The sequence below is a fragment of the Streptomyces sp. JLBG701 genome, assembly GCF_058544905.1.
The window spans coordinates 1,679,239-1,695,025 of the sequence record NZ_CM178588.1 but is presented as its reverse complement, the minus strand read 5'-3'; the positions used below and the strand labels follow the sequence as shown (position 1 = coordinate 1,695,025).

Genomic DNA, 15,787 nt, shown 5'->3' with positions numbered 1-15,787 from the left:
CTTCTCAACGTGGGCCGGGAACCGGACCACGCTGTCCGGCTGGACCCCGCCACCCTAACGGCAGGAGGGGGCGGGGCAGCACTGTGCGTCCGCCTGCTGGACGACCCCGCTCACCTGTGCGGATGGGCCGTCAGACGGGCTGGTTACAGCAGGTGGGACAAGAGGTGTACGACGGCTAGGCGGGCTGCTGCGCAGCCGCGATGCGCTCGTTGCGGAGCGCCTCGTACCACCTGTCGTCGATGGGCGGCAGCGCGTTCACGTCGAGGGCCAGCTTCAGCAGCAGGTCGGCGATCTGCGGGTTACGGGCCAGCACCGGCCCGTGCATGTACGTACCGAAGACGGTGTCGTTGTACGCGCCTTCGGTGCCGTCGCCCGTGCCGTTGCCCTTGCCGAGCCGTACGTTCGCGAACGGGCGGGCGGTGGGGCCGAGGTGGGTGACGCCCTGGTGGTTCTCGAAGCCGGTCAGCGGGGGCAGGCCGAGGCGCGGGTCGATGTCCGCGAGGACGTCACCGACGCACCGCTCGCCCTCGCCGCGCACCGATACCACGTCGAGCAGGCCGAGGCCGGGCTCGCGCTGGCCGAGGTCGTTGATGAACTCGTGGCCGAGGATCTGGTAGCCGGCGCACACCGAGAACACGATCGCGCCGTTGCCGACCGCACGATGCAGTCCGCCGTCACGGCGCAGCCGCTCGGCCGCGAGCCGCTGCGGCCGGTCCTCGCCGCCGCCGATGAGGTAGATGTCGCCGGACGTCGGGATCGGCTGGTCGCTGCGTACGTCGAGACGGGCCACGTCGAGACCGCGCTGCCGGGCCCGGCGCTCCACGACGAGCGCGTTGCCCTGGTCGCCGTAGGTGCTCAGCAGGTCAGGGTAGATCCACACCAGACGCAGGCTGTTGTCACTCATGGATGATCGTCGTCCTCTGCGGTCAGTTGCCGACACGGCGGCGCAGGTCCTGGAAGGCGGTGTAGTTGGCGATGACCTCGATACGGCCCGGCGGGGCCATCTGCACGGCCTGGTCGACGCTCTCGCAGACCTGGAAGTGCTGGTTCGCGACTTCGAGACGCACCGCGAGGTCCAGCTTGCGGTCGCCGATCACGAAGATCGGGTGGCCGGTCAGCCGCGTGTAGTCGACGTCCCACAGCCAGGAGGTGTCGGTGCCGTCGGCGCCGCGCGCGTTCACGGAGAGGATCACCGGAGTCGGCGGCGGATCGATCAGGCTGAACGTTTCGAGCCAGCCCGCCGGGTTCTTCGCGAGCAGCAGCCGCAGATCACGCTGCATGAACTGCACGACGTCATAACGCCCGGCCACGGCCTGCACCTGGTACATCCGCTCCAGGGCGACCTGCGGCGGCACCCCGAAGACGGCGGCGACGGCGGCGGAGGAGGCGGCGTTGGCCTTGTTGGCACGGCCCGGCAGCTGGAGGTGGATCGGCCAGGCGGACCCGTGCGGGTCGAGCACATGATCCCCGGACAGCGCCCAGCTCGGCGTAGGCCGACGGAACCCGCACTCACCGCAGAACCAGTCGTCACCGGGCCGCTGCATCACACCACCGCAGGACGGGCAGGACCAGGCGTCGTCCTTCCACATCTGCCCGGCGGCGACCCAGATGACGTTGGGGGAGGAGGAGGCGGCCCACACGACGAGCGGGTCGTCGGCGTTGGCGACGACGACGGCCTTGCTGCCTGCCAGCCCCTCGCGCCAGTTCTCGGCGAGCATGCGGGTCTCGGCGGCGCGGTCGAGCTGGTCGCGGGAGAGGTTGAGCAGCGCGATGCACTTCGGGTCGGTGTCCCGGGCGACGCCGGCGAGGTACTTCTCGTCGACCTCGATGACCCCGAACTTGGAGTCCGAACCGCCCGCGAGCGCCGAGGTGATGCCGGCGGGCATGTTGGCGCCGAGCGCGTTCGAGACGACGGGCCCTGCGGCCCCCAGCGCTTCCGCAATGAGCCGGGTGGTGGTCGTCTTCCCGTTGGTCGCGGAGACGAGGATCACGTCCAGGCTCTGCGCGAGCCGGGCGAGGAGGTCGGGGTCGAGTTTGAGTGCCACCCGGCCACCGATCACAGATCCGCTGCCGCGCCCAGCGGCACGCGATGCCGCCGCGACCGCCTTCCCCGCGGTCACGGCCAGCTTGGCCCGCGGCGTGAGCGGGTCCGAGTTGCCTGCCATCAGTTCTCGATCCTCCTTGCGTACGCGCCGCGCCTGAGCCATCCGGCAACGTGGTGTGGGCCTCAGCCTATCGAGATCCATTCACACTCCCGAACCGCGGCATGGTCCCGGCGCCCGTCCGCTCTTCACATATCTGCAAGGACCGTACCCTTGCCGCCATGCGAAACGCCCCGATCCCGGGCGCCCACGGGCGCGTCCGGCCCCTCACCCTGCTCGGCGACCCCCTCCTCCACACCCCCTGCGAGGAGATCACCGACTTCGGCCCCGAACTGGCCCGCCTGGTCGAGGACTTGTTCGCGACGATGTACGCCGCACAGGGAGTCGGCCTGGCCGCGAACCAGATCGGCAAGCCGCTCAGGGTCTTCGTCTACGACTGCCCCGACGACGAGGAACTCCGCCACGTAGGCCACGTGGTGAACCCCCGCCTGGTCGAGGCCGACGGGTTGGTGATGCGGGGCCCCGAGGGCTGCCTGTCCCTGCCGGGCCTGGAAGCGGGGACGGAGCGCTACGACCATGCGGTCGTCGAGGGTTTCACGGTGACGGGAGACCCGATCACCGTGCAGGGAACGGGTTTCTTCGCGAGGTGCCTGCAGCACGAGTGCGACCACGTGGAGGGCAGGGTCTACGCGGACCGGGTTCAGGGTTGGCGCCACAGCAGACTGATGCGACAGGCAAGGCGAGCGAATTGGCACAGGGCGACTGGTCCCACTTAGGGGCGCGGGGAACTGCGCGACCAGCCACAACGCACCCGCAGCCGCCCCACAACCTCAGAACCCAGGTCCGCCGACCTTGTCCCCCGCGGCAGCGAGCCGCCCCCACAAAAGGTCGGCGAGGCTACGCACCAACTCAGCCCGAGAACAGGGCCGTTCACCCAGCCACCAGTCCCCAGCGGCGTGCATCATCCCGACGATCCCATGCCCCCACACCCGAGCCAACTGCTGACTCCCGGGCCCGAGATCCAGCCGCTCCTCGATGACCTGAGCGAGCTCCTCACCCATCCGCCGAAGCAGCGGAGCAGAGTGCTTCCCGACATCGAAGCCCTCGCCGGCCTGACTCCCGTCCGCCGGATGCATCAGAAACCGATACACCTGAGGCCGAGCCTCAATCGCCGCGAGGTAGGTGTCCAGAGTGGCCTCAACCCGCTCCCGCCGCTCCGCAGGGGCGTCCAACGCGGCCCGCAGCGAAGCGAGCAACGCGTCCGTATGCCGCGTCGCAAGCGCCGCGTACAGTCCACTCTTGTCGCCGAAGTGGCGGTACAGAATCGGCTTGGTAATGCCCGCCTCGGCGGCGATCGCGTTCATCGACGCCTGCGGACCGTCCCGCAGCACCACTCTGTCCGCGGCCTCCAGCAATTCGCGCCGTCGGCGGTCGGCGGACCGCTGCTGCTCGGTCCGCTGCGTGGTGTCCATGAGCTCTCCCCACCCGTGCTGATTCGGTGACGCCTGCGCAAACTAACACCTGACAGCCCCCTGACATCGAACGGGCTGCCGAGGGGTCATCGGGAGTTGACTTTTCTTACCAGCGGGTAACAGACTGCGGTTACCGCTAGTAACATACAATTCCCGCCGCTGGAGGGGACATGGCCGAGTTCACCATGGAGCTCAACGACGAACAGAAGGAGGTCCGGGACTGGCTGCACGGCTTCGCCGCCGATGTGATCCGTCCCGCGGCCGCCGAATGGGACGAGCGTGAGGAGACTCCCTGGCCGGTCATCCAGGAGGCCGCCAAGGTCGGCATCTACTCCCTGGACTTCTATGCCCAGCAGTACTTCGACCCCACCGGCCTCGGCATACCCATGGCCATGGAGGAACTGTTCTGGGGCGACGCGGGCATAGCCCTCTCCATCGTCGGCACCGGCCTCGCCGCCGTGGGCGTCCTCGCCAACGGCACCGAGGAGCAGATCGGCACCTGGATCCCCCAGATGTACGGCGACGCCAATGACGTCAAGGTCGCGGCTTTCTGCTCGTCCGAGCCCGACGCCGGCTCCGACGTCGCCTCCATGCGCACGCGTGCCGTGTACGACGAGGCCAAGGACGAGTGGGTGATCAACGGTACGAAGACCTGGGCGACCAACGGCGGCATCGCCAACGTCCATGTCGTGGTCGCCGTGATCGACTCGGAGCTGGGCTCCAAGGGCCACGCGTCCTTCATCATCCCGCCGAACACGCCCGGCCTGTCCCAGGGCCAGAAGTTCAAGAAGCACGGCATCCGCGCCTCGCACACCGCCGAGGTCGTCCTGGAGAACGTGCGCGTTCCCGGCTCGTGCCTCCTCGGCGGCAAGGAGAAGCTCGACCAGCGTCTGGCGCGTGCGCGTGAGGCCTCCGGCGAGCGGGTCAGGAACGCGGCGATGGCGACGTTCGAGGCGAGCCGCCCCGCGGTGGGAGCCATGGCGGTGGGTACCGCTCGGGCCGCTTACGAGGTTGCCCTCGACTATGCGATGACGCGTGAGCAGTTCGGTCGGCCGATCATCGACAACCAGGGTGTGGCTTTCCAGCTCGCGGACATGCGTACGTCGATTGACGCGGCGCGGCTGCTGGTGTGGCGGGCGTCCTGGATGGCGGTCAACGGGAAGCCGTTCACTGCGGCCGAGGGGTCGATGTCGAAGCTGTTCGCCAGTGAGACGGCGAAGAAGGTCACCGGGCAGGCGATTCAGATACTCGGTGGGAATGGGTACACGCGGGAGTATCCGGTGGAGCGGATGCATCGGGATGCCGCGATTTACACGATCTTCGAGGGCACGAGTGAGATTCAGCGGTTGGTGATTGCTCGGACGCTGTCTGGGATGTCCATTCGGTAGTAGTCGGGCTGCGGGTTGTGGGGGCTGGTCGCGCAGTTCCCCGCGCCCCTAGGTGGGTGCAGTCACCGGTGTGCGAGAGGTGTGAGTTGGTCGATGTGGGAGCTCGCCTGGAAGAACGTCTTTGCACCCTGGCGGTACGACGATGACGGTGCCCGGGGTCGCGCGTACCACCCCGCGGGTGCTCACCACGTCACGGGCAGGGCCTCGGGCCCGCGGATCAACGCGCCCTTCCTGAAGGGGACTTCCTCCGGCGGTACGGCGAGCTTCAGTCCCGGCACCCCGTCCAGGAGCGCGTCGACCAGCAGCTGTGACTCCAGTCTGGCCAGCATCGCGCCCGGGCAGAAGTGCGAGCCGAAGCCGAAGGAGACGTGCGGGTTCGGGGTGCGGGAGAAGTCGATCGTCTCCGGGTACGGGAAGACGTCCGGGTCGCGGTTCGCGGCGAGGTACGACACGTAGATCGCATCGCCCTTCCGGATCCGTACGCCCTTGACGCCCACGTCCTCCATGGCGATCCGGGACAGGCCCACGGCGCTGCGGTGCGGGATGTAGCGCAGCAGCTCGTCGATGGCCTGGGGGCGGATCTCCGGCTCGGCGCGCAGGCGTTCGGTGAGGTCGGGGCGGGTCAGCAGCAGGTAGAACATCTGGCCGCTGTTGTTGGTGACCGCCTCGCCGCCGATCTGCAGGAGGACCGCGAGTCCGACGGCCTCCTCCAGCGTCACCTCGCCCCGGCCCACGGCCGCGCCGAGCAGTGATGTGACGTCCTCGCCCGTGCTGCCCTCGCGCATGCCGATGAGGTCGGCGAAGTACGCGCCCATCTCGTTCTTGGCCTTCTCGCTGACCTTGGCGCCGTGCGAGGAGGACAGGATCAGCTGGGTCCAGGTGTGCATGCCGTGCCGGTCGGCGGCCGGGACGCCCATCAGCTCGCAGATCACGGCGATGGGGAAGGGGCTCAGGACGGTCGCGGTGAGGTCGGCGGGCGGGCCGTCCTGGAGCATCTCGTCGACGAGTTCGGCGAGCATCAGCCGGGACCTCTCGCGGATCCGCTCCACACCGCGCGCCGTGAAGGCGGCGGCAACGGAACTCCGTAGCCGCGTGTGGTCGGGCGGGTCCAGGAAGCCGACCGCGCCTCGGGCCGGGATGAAGTGCGGGGCGAGCCGGGTGACCTGCCGGTCCATGACGGCCTCGCGGCTGAAACGGGGGTCGTTGGTCACCATGCGCACGTCGTCGTAGCGTGTGACCAGCCAGGCCCAGCCTTCGCCGTTGGGCAGCTGGATGCGGGTGACCGGGCCCTCGCGCATCAGCTCGGTCAGGACCGGGTCGAAGTCGACGCCCGTCAGGTCGAGCACCGGCCAGTGCCGGATCGGGGGCAGTATCTCGATGATCGTCTCTTCGGTCATGTCACGCCGTCTCGTCGTCCGTATGGTGCCAGCGGCCCAGGGCCATCTCGGCGGTGATGCCGGGCCCGAAGCCGGCGTCGAGTATTCGGGGGTCACCGGCGTGGACGATGTAGAAGTCCAGGTCCGTACATGATCCACTCTTCGGTCTTGGGGATCAGGTACGAGCCGTTGCGCTCCAGCTTGATGCCCTCGCCGCCCTTTCCTCGGACCACCGCGGCCGCGATCCCGTCGCCGAACAGTCCGTTGGACAGCAGGGAGCCGATGCCCAGGTCGGTGGGCTGGTAGCACAGCGAGCAGAACTCGCAGGCCACGATGAGCGCGTTGGCCTCCGGGTAGGCCGAGCCGTGCACGACACGTGGGTGATCAGGCGGGAGCGCGCCGGCTCCAGCGTCTCCTCCATCGCGATCACGTGCTCTGGAACGGACACCGAAGGTCTGCACAAAGTCGCCATGAACCGTGCCTGCTTTCGCCTCCCGGAAGGCGCGAGCCCCCCGGACAGAAGGTGGTTCACCCACGATCACCCGTGGGAGCGACGATCTCGCGCCGGACTACTCCAGATTGGGGACAGGGGGCGACTTTCAGGCGCGGGGCGAGGGCACCCACCCAAGGGGCGCGGGGAACTGCGCGACCAGCCACATCCGGCCCGCAGACGGCACAGAAACCGAACCCCTATCCGGTCTGCCCGCTACTGTGCGCAATGCACGCGACATCAATACGATCGGCCAGCTTCGCCAGCTCGATCGTCAACGCGGCCACGGTGTCCTCGTCCAGCCCGTCCTCCCCGGCCTCCACAAGGTGCAGCCACCGCCCACCCACCGTGCGCAACAGCTTGCTAACGTCCGCCGCAGCCACCTGCAAGGTCCCGCGGTCGTCGACGATCAGAGGCAGAGTCACTTCGCGGTTCACAGAGGGATCGTAGCCGCGGAAACCTCACGCTCCGTGCCATACGGTGGTGATGTTGCAGAACTCGCGGATTCCGTGCCCCGACAGTTCACGCCCGTACCCGGACCGCTTCACCCCACCGAACGGGAACGCCGGATGCGAGGCCGTCATCCCGTTGACGAACACCCCGCCCGCCTCCAAATCCCGTACGAAGCGGTCGACCTCGGCCCCGTCCCGCGTCCAGACGTTGGAACTCAGCCCGAACGGCGTGTCGTTGGCGATGAGCAGGGCCTCGTCCAGGTCGCCCGCGCGATACAGCGTGGCGACCGGCCCGAACGCCTCCTCGCGGTGGATGCGCATCTCGCGGGTGATGTCGGCGAGGACGGTCGGCGGGTAGTACCAGCCGGGCCCGTCTGGGCGGTCACCGCCGCACAGGACGCTCGCGCCGCTTTCCACCGCGTCGTCCACCAGCTCCTCCAGATCGGCGCGGCCCTGCTCGCTGGCCAGCGGTCCGACCTCGGTGTCCTCCGCCATGGGGTCGCCGATCTGCAGCGCCTTCATGCCCTCGGTGAACCGCTCGGCGAACGCGTCGAAGACGGCCTCGTGCACGATGAACCGCTTGGCGGCGATGCACGACTGCCCGTTGTTCTGCACACGCGCGGTCACCGCGATCTTCGCGGCGCGGTCGAGGTCGGCGGAGGGCATGACGATGTACGGGTCGCTGCCGCCGAGCTCCAGCACCGTCTTCTTGACCATCTCCCCGGCGACGGACGCGACCGCGCGCCCCGCGGGCTCACTCCCCGTGAGCGTGGCCGCCCTGACCCGCTCGTCGCGAAGGATCTCCTCCACCGCCCCGGAGCCGATGAGCAGCGTCTGGAAGCAGCCCTCCGGGAAGCCCGCCCGGTGGAACAGGTCCTCCAGGTAGAGGGCGGTCTGGGGGACGTTCGAGGCGTGCTTGAGCAGGCCCACGTTGCCCGCCATCAGCGCGGGCGCGGCGAAGCGGATCACCTGCCAGAGCGGGAAGTTCCACGGCATCACCGCGAGCACCGGACCCAGCGGCCGGTAGCGGACCAGCACGCGGGAGGCGCCGGAGTCCTTGACGTCGGACTCGGCGGGCTCCTCGTCGGCGAGCAGCTCCTCGGCGTGGTCGGCGTACCAGCGCATCGCCTTGGCGCACTTGGCGGCCTCCGCGCGGGCCTGCTTCACCGGCTTGCCCATCTCGGTGGTCATGACCCGGCCGATGTCCTGCTGATCCTCGTCGAGGAGGTCGGCGGCCCGGTGCAGCAGCCGGGCGCGCTCGACGAAGGCGCTCGTGCGGTACGTGCGGAACGTGGCCTCGGCGAGCTGGAGCCTGCGCTCGATCTCCTCCTCGCCCATCGCCTCGTACGTCTTCAACGTCTCGCCGTTCGCCGGGTTCACCGTCGCGATGGGCATGACCGACCTCCCTCAGAGCGGGCTGTGCTTCGACCTTCCCGCGCGCGGCAGGGGACCGCAACGTGTGGGCGGCCGTTCAGTCCGAGTGCTCCGCCAGCCGGTCGAGAAACGCGGCCTGTGCCTTGACGATCACGGTTCGTGCCCGGTCGAGGCCGAACCACTCGACGCGGTCCAGCTCGGGGAAGTCCTGGAGGTGTCCGGACTTCGGCGGCCACTCCATGCGGAAGGTGCCGGGGACGATCGTCGCCGGGTCGAGGTCGGCCTCGATCGCCCACGCCGTGACGATCTTTCCGTTCGACTGCCGGACCTCGCCCAGCGGGATCGCCTCGCCGTCCGGTGGCGCGAGCCCCAGCTCCTCCCGGAACTCGCGGCGGGCCGCGTCCCAGGCGGGTTCGTCGGGCTCGTACTCGCCCTTGGGCAGGCCCCACGCCCCGGCGTCGCGGTGGGCGAAGAACGGGCCGCCCATATGGCCGAGCAACACCTCCAGGCCATGGTCGGTGTGCCGGAACAACAGCAGGCCCGCGCTGCGCTTCTGCTCGGTCACGGCCTGACCTCCGGGTGCGCGGCCAGCAGCGTCTCGACGGTGTCCGCCTCCTCGGGGCGTTTGTCCTCGCGGTAGCGCACGACCCGGGCGAAGCGGAGGGTGACGCCGGCCGGGTATCGGGTGGACTTCTGGAGGCCGTCGTAGGCGATCTCGACGACGAGTTCGGGGCGTACGGCCACCACCCAGCCGTCGTCCTCGACGGCCAGCTCCTGGAGCCGTTCGGTCTGCCAGGTCAGCATCGCGTCGGTCATGCCCTTGAAGGTCTTGCCGAGCATGGCGAAGGATCCGTCCGCGTTGCGGGCCCCGAGGTGCAGGTTGGAGAGCTTGCCGGTGCGGCGTCCGTGGCCCCACTCGGCGGCCAGGACCACCAGGTCGAGCGTGTGCACGGGCTTGACCTTCAGCCAGGACGCGCCGCGTCTGCCCGCGCTGTAGGGGGCGTCCAGGGCCTTGAGTACGACGCCTTCGTGGCCGCGCCTCAGGGTCTCGGCCAGGAACGCCTCCGCCTCGGGGAGGTCGGCGGGGCCCTCGACGACGGTGCGGCGGACCCGCATCGGCTCGGGGACCAGCCGGGCCAGCTCGGCGTGCCGCTCGGCGAACGGCAGGTCGAGGAGGTCACGGTCGTCGACGGACAGCACGTCGAAGAAGACGGGGGAGACGGGGACCTGCTCGGCGGCCGTGGTCACGTCCGCCCGTGAGCCGACGCGGCCGGCCGTTTCCTGGAAGGAGCGGGGCCGGCCGTCCGCGTCGAACGCGATGACCTCGCCGTCCAGGATGAAGCGCTCACCCGCCAACTCCAGGGCGGCAGAGGTGAGTTCGGGCAGGCGGTCGGTGATGTCGTCGAGAGTGCGGGTGTAGAGGCGTACCTCGTCGCCGTCGCGGTGGACCTGGACGCGGATGCCGTCCAGCTTCTCCTCGACCGCGCAGACGCCCAGCTTCTCGACCCCCTCGGCCACCGAGGACGCGGTGTGCGCCAGCATCGGCAGGACCGGGCGGCCGACCGTGAGCCGGAAGCGGTCCAGCGACTCCGGCCCGTCCGCCAGCAGCGCCCGCGCCACCGGCTGCAGGGAGCCCGCGAGCATCACGGCCCGCCGTACGTCCGCCCCGGGCGCCCCGGTCGCCGCCGCCAGGCCCTCCACCGCGACCGCGTCCAGAGCGCCCTGCCGCACCTCACCGGTGATCAGCCCGAACAGGAACCGCTGCTCGTCCTGCGTGGCCGCGCCCATCAACTCGCCCACCAGACGGGCGCGTTCGGCCTGGGAGCCGGCGCCGGACACCTTGCCGAGCTCGGTGAGGCGGGCGTCCACCTCGCGCACGGTCAGGGTCGGCTCGGCGGCCGGTTCGACCGGGCGGCTCAGCACCTTCCAGCCGATACCGAGCCGCCCCTGCGGGAGCCTGCCCGCCAGATAGGGGATGACGATCGGCACGTCGTCCGCCTCCGTCTCCCGGAACAGCTCCGCGAGCAGAGCCGTCTTCCGGGACCGCGCCGAGGTGGCGGCGACCTCCTGGGACACACGGGCGAGCCGGGTCAGCAGCATGCAGCCATGTTGCAACGGAGGTGGCCGCTTTACACCCGGGCGGCGGCATCCAGGTCGGTCATCAGCAGCTCCCCGTTGATCGTGGCGCCGGCCCGGTAACCGCCCGCCGCCGCGTTCACGACCTGCTCGGCGAAGCCCATCGCGTTGCCCGCCGCCCAGACGCCGGGCACGGTCGTCAGACCCGTCTCGTCGACGACCGGATACGCGCCGAACGGGGTCTCGCGCAGCTCGGCGCCCAGCTTTTCCAGGAGGCCGGTCTGCGGGACCGCGCGGGGTGCGACGAACAGTGCCTCACGGGGGTGCGCGGTGCCGTCAGCTAGGCGGACACCGGTGAGCCGGTCGTCCTCGATCGCCAGCTCCGCGACTTCGCCGGGCACCACGGCCACCCCGGCGGCGGCCAGCCTGCGCAGGTCGTCGTCCGTCAGCTCGGTCTCGGTGACTGTGTGCAGGAACAGGGTCACGTCCTTCGACCACTGGGACACGATCAGCGCCTGGTGGACGCTCATCGGCGTCGTGGCGAGCACGCCGAAGGCCTGGTCGCGGACCTCCCAGCCGTGGCAGTACGGGCAGTGCAGCACATCCCGGCCGAAGCGCTCGGCGACTCCGGGCACCGCCGGCAGCTCGTCCTTCAGACCGGTGGCGATCACGAGCCGCCGTGCGTGCACGGTCTCCCCGCCTGCCAGGGCCACGGCGAAGTCCTCGCCCCTGGTGACGTCCACCGCCCGGTCCCGGACCAGCTCGACGCCGTAGCGCGCGATCTCCTCGCGGCCGGCGGCGAGGAACTCGGCGGGCGGCATGCCGTCCCGCGTCAGATAGCCGTGCATGTGCGCGGCGGGCGCGTTGCGCGGCTCGCCCGCGTCGACGACCAGGGTGCGGCGCCGGGCCCGGCCCAGGACGAGGGCGGCGGACAGGCCCGCCGCGCCACCACCGATCACGATCACTTCGTATGTCTCGGGTGTCTCGGTCATGCCGCCACGGTCGCCGGAGGGCGCGGGATTGACAAACATCTTTGCCGAAACTGCAATACGGCCATGAGCACCGAAGACGTTCTCGCCGATGTGGGCCCCCGGCTGCGGAGAATCCGCAAGGAGCGGGAGGTGACCCTCTCCGCGCTGTCCGAGGCGACCGGCATCTCCGTCAGCACCTTGTCGCGGCTGGAGTCCGGCCTGCGCAAGCCCAGCCTCGAACTGCTGCTGCCGATCGCCCAGGCCCACCAGGTGCCACTGGACGAGCTGGTCGGGACGCCGCCGGTGGGGGACCCGCGGGTACGGGCCAAGCCCTTGGTCCGGCACGGGCGCACCTACTGGCCGCTCACCCGCCAGCCCGGCGGTCTCCAGGCCTTCAAGGTGCTGGTTCCGCAGCGCCAGGAGGAGCCCGAACTGCGCACCCATGAGGGCTACGAGTGGTTGTACGTGCTGGCGGGGCGGCTGAGGGTCGTGCTGGGCGAGCACGACGTGGTGATGGCGGCCGGGGAGGCGGCCGAGTTCGACACCCGGGTGCCGCACTGGTTCGGGTCGACGGGGGAGGGTCCGGCGGAGTTCCTGAGCCTGTTCGGGCCGCAGGGGGAGCGGATGCACGTACGGGCGCGGCCCCTGCGGTCGTGACGCACGCTACTGTTCCCTGACCGGCAAGCGACCGCTTAGTATGCGGATGACCCCGGTCGGACGACGAAGTCGCGTGGAGGCACCGCATGCAGGCATGGCAAGTGCACGAGAACGGCGAACCGGGCGAGGTGATGCGCCTGGCGGACGTGGCGCGGCCCACGCCCGGTGACGGCCAGGTCCTGCTGAAGGTGCGTGCCGCGAACATCAACTTCCCGGACGTGCTGATGTGCCGGGGCCACTACCAGGTCCGCCCGCCGCTGCCGTTCACCCCCGGTGTCGAGATCTGCGGCGAGACCGAGGACGGGCGGCGCGTGATCGCCAACCCCGCGCTGCCGTACGGCGGTTTCGCCGAGTACGCCGTCGCGGACGCCGCCGCTCTCCTGCCCGCGCCCGACTCGCTGGACGACGCCGAGACCGCCGCCCTGCACATCGGCTACCAGACCGGCTGGTTCGGCCTGCACCGGCGGGCCCGGCTCGAAGCCGGCGAGACGCTGCTCGTGCACGCCGCCGCGGGAGGCGTCGGCAGTGCGGCCGTACAGCTCGGGAAGGCGGCCGGAGCCACCGTCATCGGTGTCGTCGGAGGCGCCGAAAAGGTCGCCGTCGCACGGGAGTTGGGCTGCGACGTGGTCATCGACCGGCGCGCCGAGGACGTCGTCGCCGCCGTGAAGGAGGCCACCGGCGGGCGAGGCGCCGACGTGATCTACGACCCGGTCGGCGGCGAGGCCTACACGCAGTCCACCAAGGTCGTCGCCTTCGAGGGCCGGATCGTGGTCGTCGGCTTCGCCAGCGGGGGCATCCCCAGCCCCGGGCTCAACCACGCCCTCGTGAAGAACTACGCGATCCTCGGCCTGCACTGGGGCCTGTACGCCACCAAGAACCCGAAGCTGATCCAGCACTGCCACGAGCAGCTCACCGAGATGGCCGCGCGCGGCGTCATCAAGCCGCTGGTGAGCGAGCGCGTTCCGCTGAGCGGCGCCGCGGCCGCCGTGCAGCGGGTCGCCGACGGTGTCACCACGGGCCGGGTCACCATCCTGCCCGCGCTGGAGAACGGAGCCGCCGCATGACCGACGCAGCCGAACTCACCCGCCTCACCCGGGAGTTGCTGGCCGTGCATCCGCCCGCCAGTACGGACCGCCTGGACTTCCTGAAGGCCCGCTTCGACGCCGGCCTCGCCTGGGTGCACTACCCCGAGGGTCTCGGCGGACTGGGCGCCCCGCGCTCCCTCCAGGCCGTCGTGGACGCCGAGTTGGCGGCCGCGGGTGCCCCCGACAACGACCCGCGGCGCATCGGCATCGGCCTCGGCATGGCCGCGCCGACGATCCTGAAGTACGGCACCGAGGAGCAGAAGCGGCGCTTCCTGCGGCCTCTGTGGGTGGGGGAGGAGGTCTGGTGCCAGCTCTTCAGCGAGCCGGGTGCCGGGTCCGACCTGGCCGCGCTCGGCACGCGCGCCGTCCGAGAAGGCGACGAGTGGGTCGTCAACGGGCAGAAGGTGTGGACGTCCAGCGCCCACCTCGCCCGCTGGGCCATCCTCATCGCCCGCACCGACCCGGACGTGCCCAAGCACGCGGGCATCACGTACTTCCTCTGCGACATGACCGACCCCGGCGTCGAGGTGCGGCCGCTGCGCCAGATCACCGGCGAGGCCGAGTTCAACGAGGTCTTCCTGACCGACGTCCGCATCCCCGACTCCCGCCGCCTGGGCGAGATCGGCGACGGCTGGCGGGTCGCGCAGACCACGCTGAACAACGAACGCGTCGCCATCGGCGGCATGCGACTGCCCCGCGAGGGCGGCATGATCGGACCGATCTCCAAGACCTGGCGCGAGCGCCCCGAACTGCGCACCCACGACCTGCACCAACGCCTGCTGAAGCTGTGGGTGGAGGCCGAGGTCGCCCGGCTCGCCGGCGAGCGTCTGCGCCAGCAGCTCGTCGCGGGCCAGCCCGGCCCCGAAGGCGCCGGCATGAAGCTCGCCTTCGCCCGCCTCAATCAGGAGATCAGCGGCCTGGAGGTCGAACTCCGCGGTGAGGAGGGCCTGTTGTACGACGACTGGACCGTGCGCCGGCCCGAACTGGTGGACTTCACCGGCCGGGACGCCGGCTACCGCTACCTCCGCTCCAAGGGCAACAGCATCGAGGGCGGGACCAGCGAGGTCCTGCTGAACATCGTCGCCGAACGCGTCCTGGGCCTCCCGTCCGAGCCGCGCACCGACAAGGACGTCGCATGGAAGGACCTCGCCCGATGAGCACTCAGCCCGATCTGCTGTACTCGGAGGAGGAAGAGGCCCTGCGGGCCGCCGTCCGCGACCTGCTCGCCGATCACTGCGACGCACCCGGTGTCATCGCGCGCACCGAGTCCGGCGCCCCGCACGACCTCGCGGCCTGGAAGGCCCTCACGGACGGCATGGGCCTCGCGGGCCTGCTGGTCCCCGAGGACCGGGGCGGCCAGGGCGCCACGCACCGCGAAGTCGCCGTCGTCCTGGAGGAGTTGGGGCGCGCGGTCGCCCCGGTGCCGTACCTCACCAGCGCCGTCGTCGCCACCGAGGCGCTGCTGGCCTGCGACACCGAGGACCTGCTCGCCGAGCTGGCGTCGGGGCGGAAGATCGGCGCCCTCGCCGTCGCGCTGAACGTCGCCGCGGGCGGCGCCTACAAGGTCGTACGCCATGAAGACGGTTCCCTGCACGGGGAGTTGACCGGCATCGCGGACGCGGCGGTCGCGGACGTGCTGCTGGTCCCCGTGGACGACGGCGGGCTGTACGCGGTGGACGCGGCTGCGGCGACCGTCACTCCGCAGGTTTCCCTGGACCTGACCCGGCCCCTGGCGACCGTGACCCTGAACGGCGCGCCCGGCCGTCTCCTGGGCGACGCCGAACCCGCCGTACGACGGGCCCTGCGGGCCGGCGCCGGGCTGCTCGCCTCCGAGCAACTCGGCGCCGCCGACTGGACGTTGACCGAGACGGTGCGCTACCTCAAGGAGCGCAAGCAGTTCAACCGGCCTGTCGGCGGGTTCCAGGCCCTCAAGCACCGGCTCGCGCAGTTGTGGCTGGAGGTCGTCAGCCTGCGGGCCGCGGCCCGTGCCGCGGCGGACGCGCTCGCCACCGGGAGCGACGACGCCGACGTGTCCGTCGCCGTGGCCCAGGCCTACGCGGGGCCCGTCGCCGTCCACGCCGCCGAGGAGGCGCTCCAACTGCACGCCGGTATCGGCATGACGTGGGAGCACCCGGTGCATCTGTATCTGAAGCGGGCCAAGGCCGACTCGATCGCGTACGGCACGGCGGGCGCGCACCGCACCCGGCTGGCCGAACTCGTCGACCTGCAAGCCCCCTGAGGTTCACCCGGTGAAGCCCGCCCCACCTGGGGCGGGCTTTTCGGTGCGCCCGCGCGGAAGGAGTGAACGGGCGGCGGCAGTCCAGCCAACTCCTGGCATGTACAG

Annotated in this window: 15 protein-coding genes and 1 pseudogene; 6 read left to right on the top strand and 10 right to left on the bottom strand. The window is 70.6% G+C overall.

The features are described 5' to 3' along the window. Positions 1–175: 175 nt before the first annotated feature. Both AC5DRG_RS07745 and AC5DRG_RS07740 read right to left on the bottom strand, forming a co-directional pair. Positions 176–904 (bottom strand): type 1 glutamine amidotransferase, encoded by a 729-nt coding sequence (locus AC5DRG_RS07745; protein WP_491809120.1) that lies wholly within the window; start codon positions 902–904, stop codon positions 176–178. A gap of 22 nt (positions 905–926) precedes the next feature. Beyond that, on the bottom strand, positions 927–2,165 hold the full coding sequence (locus AC5DRG_RS07740) for a Mur ligase family protein (RefSeq protein WP_491809118.1): 1,239 nt from the start codon (positions 2,163–2,165) through the stop codon (positions 927–929). 158 nt (positions 2,166–2,323) lie between these two features. Here AC5DRG_RS07740 and def point away from each other — a divergent pair, with 158 nt between their 5' ends. Next, on the top strand, positions 2,324–2,878 hold the full coding sequence (def, locus tag AC5DRG_RS07735) for a peptide deformylase (protein WP_491809116.1): 555 nt from the start codon (positions 2,324–2,326) through the stop codon (positions 2,876–2,878). A 54-nt stretch (positions 2,879–2,932) separates the two neighbouring features. Here the strand turns inward: def and AC5DRG_RS07730 are convergent, their stop codons facing one another. Continuing rightward, the gene (locus AC5DRG_RS07730) at positions 2,933–3,574 is read right to left on the bottom strand and encodes a TetR/AcrR family transcriptional regulator (protein WP_491809115.1); all 642 of its coding nucleotides are present in this window, start codon (positions 3,572–3,574) and stop codon (positions 2,933–2,935) included. 170 nt (positions 3,575–3,744) lie between these two features. Between AC5DRG_RS07730 and AC5DRG_RS07725 the strand changes: the two genes are divergently transcribed. Next, complete coding sequence (locus AC5DRG_RS07725; protein WP_491809113.1) at positions 3,745–4,962, top strand: acyl-CoA dehydrogenase family protein; 1,218 nt, start codon at positions 3,745–3,747, stop codon at positions 4,960–4,962. Between the two features lie 182 nt (positions 4,963–5,144). Here AC5DRG_RS07725 and AC5DRG_RS07720 read toward each other — a convergent pair whose 3' ends face one another. The 7 genes and pseudogenes from AC5DRG_RS07720 to AC5DRG_RS07690 form a co-directional block, all read right to left on the bottom strand. Then, positions 5,145–6,359: a cytochrome P450 gene (locus AC5DRG_RS07720; protein WP_491809111.1), complete on the bottom strand. Its 1,215-nt coding sequence runs from the start codon at positions 6,357–6,359 to the stop codon at positions 5,145–5,147. A gap of 1 nt (position 6,360) precedes the next feature. Beyond that, positions 6,361–6,700, bottom strand: a pseudogene (locus AC5DRG_RS07715) (type III polyketide synthase); the annotation flags it as partial. Positions 6,701–7,028: 328 nt separating this feature from the next. After that, positions 7,029–7,265, bottom strand: a complete 237-nt coding sequence (locus tag AC5DRG_RS07710) for a DUF6213 family protein (RefSeq protein ID WP_053751099.1) — start codon at positions 7,263–7,265, stop codon at positions 7,029–7,031. A gap of 24 nt (positions 7,266–7,289) precedes the next feature. Further along, positions 7,290–8,675: an NADP-dependent succinic semialdehyde dehydrogenase gene (locus AC5DRG_RS07705; RefSeq protein WP_491809109.1), complete on the bottom strand. Its 1,386-nt coding sequence runs from the start codon at positions 8,673–8,675 to the stop codon at positions 7,290–7,292. 76 nt (positions 8,676–8,751) lie between these two features. Continuing rightward, positions 8,752–9,219 carry an NUDIX hydrolase gene (locus tag AC5DRG_RS07700; protein ID WP_491809107.1) on the bottom strand — a complete coding sequence of 156 codons (468 nt, stop codon included), beginning with the start codon at positions 9,217–9,219 and terminating at the stop codon, positions 8,752–8,754. After that, positions 9,216–10,754: an ATP-dependent DNA ligase gene (locus tag AC5DRG_RS07695; RefSeq protein WP_491809106.1), complete on the bottom strand. Its 1,539-nt coding sequence runs from the start codon at positions 10,752–10,754 to the stop codon at positions 9,216–9,218. The genes AC5DRG_RS07700 and AC5DRG_RS07695 overlap by 4 nt, the downstream gene beginning before the upstream one ends. A 29-nt stretch (positions 10,755–10,783) precedes the next feature. Beyond that, entirely contained in the window at positions 10,784–11,722 is a 939-nt protein-coding gene (locus AC5DRG_RS07690) for an NAD(P)/FAD-dependent oxidoreductase (protein ID WP_491809105.1), read from the bottom strand. A gap of 63 nt (positions 11,723–11,785) precedes the next feature. On the opposite strand from AC5DRG_RS07690, the gene AC5DRG_RS07685 reads away from it, so the two are divergent. The 4 genes from AC5DRG_RS07685 to AC5DRG_RS07670 all read left to right on the top strand — a co-directional run bounded on the left by AC5DRG_RS07685 (position 11,786) and on the right by AC5DRG_RS07670 (position 15,682). Then, on the top strand, positions 11,786–12,358 hold the full coding sequence (locus AC5DRG_RS07685; protein WP_491809103.1) for a helix-turn-helix domain-containing protein: 573 nt from the start codon (positions 11,786–11,788) through the stop codon (positions 12,356–12,358). A gap of 86 nt (positions 12,359–12,444) precedes the next feature. Beyond that, complete coding sequence (locus AC5DRG_RS07680) at positions 12,445–13,422, top strand: NADPH:quinone oxidoreductase family protein (protein ID WP_491809101.1); 978 nt, start codon at positions 12,445–12,447, stop codon at positions 13,420–13,422. Further along, positions 13,419–14,600, top strand: a complete 1,182-nt coding sequence (locus tag AC5DRG_RS07675) for an acyl-CoA dehydrogenase family protein (protein WP_491809099.1) — start codon at positions 13,419–13,421, stop codon at positions 14,598–14,600. The genes AC5DRG_RS07680 and AC5DRG_RS07675 overlap by 4 nt, the downstream gene beginning before the upstream one ends. After that, entirely contained in the window at positions 14,597–15,682 is a 1,086-nt protein-coding gene (locus AC5DRG_RS07670; protein ID WP_491809097.1) for an acyl-CoA dehydrogenase family protein, read from the top strand. The genes AC5DRG_RS07675 and AC5DRG_RS07670 overlap by 4 nt, the downstream gene beginning before the upstream one ends. The last annotated feature ends 105 nt before the right edge of the window (positions 15,683–15,787 follow it).

Coding starts and splice junctions, on each gene's coding strand:
- AC5DRG_RS07685 (WP_491809103.1), top strand. CDS start 11,786: ATGAGCACCGAAGACGTTCTCGCCGATGTGGGCCCCCGGCTGCGGAGA.
- AC5DRG_RS07695 (WP_491809106.1), bottom strand. CDS start 10,754: ATGCTGCTGACCCGGCTCGCCCGTGTGTCCCAGGAGGTCGCCGCCACC.
- AC5DRG_RS07740 (WP_491809118.1), bottom strand. CDS start 2,165: ATGGCAGGCAACTCGGACCCGCTCACGCCGCGGGCCAAGCTGGCCGTG.
- def (WP_491809116.1), top strand. CDS start 2,324: ATGCGAAACGCCCCGATCCCGGGCGCCCACGGGCGCGTCCGGCCCCTC.
- AC5DRG_RS07745 (WP_491809120.1), bottom strand. CDS start 904: ATGAGTGACAACAGCCTGCGTCTGGTGTGGATCTACCCTGACCTGCTG.
- AC5DRG_RS07670 (WP_491809097.1), top strand. CDS start 14,597: ATGAGCACTCAGCCCGATCTGCTGTACTCGGAGGAGGAAGAGGCCCTG.
- AC5DRG_RS07675 (WP_491809099.1), top strand. CDS start 13,419: ATGACCGACGCAGCCGAACTCACCCGCCTCACCCGGGAGTTGCTGGCC.
- AC5DRG_RS07680 (WP_491809101.1), top strand. CDS start 12,445: ATGCAGGCATGGCAAGTGCACGAGAACGGCGAACCGGGCGAGGTGATG.
- AC5DRG_RS07690 (WP_491809105.1), bottom strand. CDS start 11,722: ATGACCGAGACACCCGAGACATACGAAGTGATCGTGATCGGTGGTGGC.
- AC5DRG_RS07725 (WP_491809113.1), top strand. CDS start 3,745: ATGGCCGAGTTCACCATGGAGCTCAACGACGAACAGAAGGAGGTCCGG.
- AC5DRG_RS07720 (WP_491809111.1), bottom strand. CDS start 6,359: ATGACCGAAGAGACGATCATCGAGATACTGCCCCCGATCCGGCACTGG.
- AC5DRG_RS07705 (WP_491809109.1), bottom strand. CDS start 8,675: ATGCCCATCGCGACGGTGAACCCGGCGAACGGCGAGACGTTGAAGACG.
- AC5DRG_RS07730 (WP_491809115.1), bottom strand. CDS start 3,574: ATGGACACCACGCAGCGGACCGAGCAGCAGCGGTCCGCCGACCGCCGA.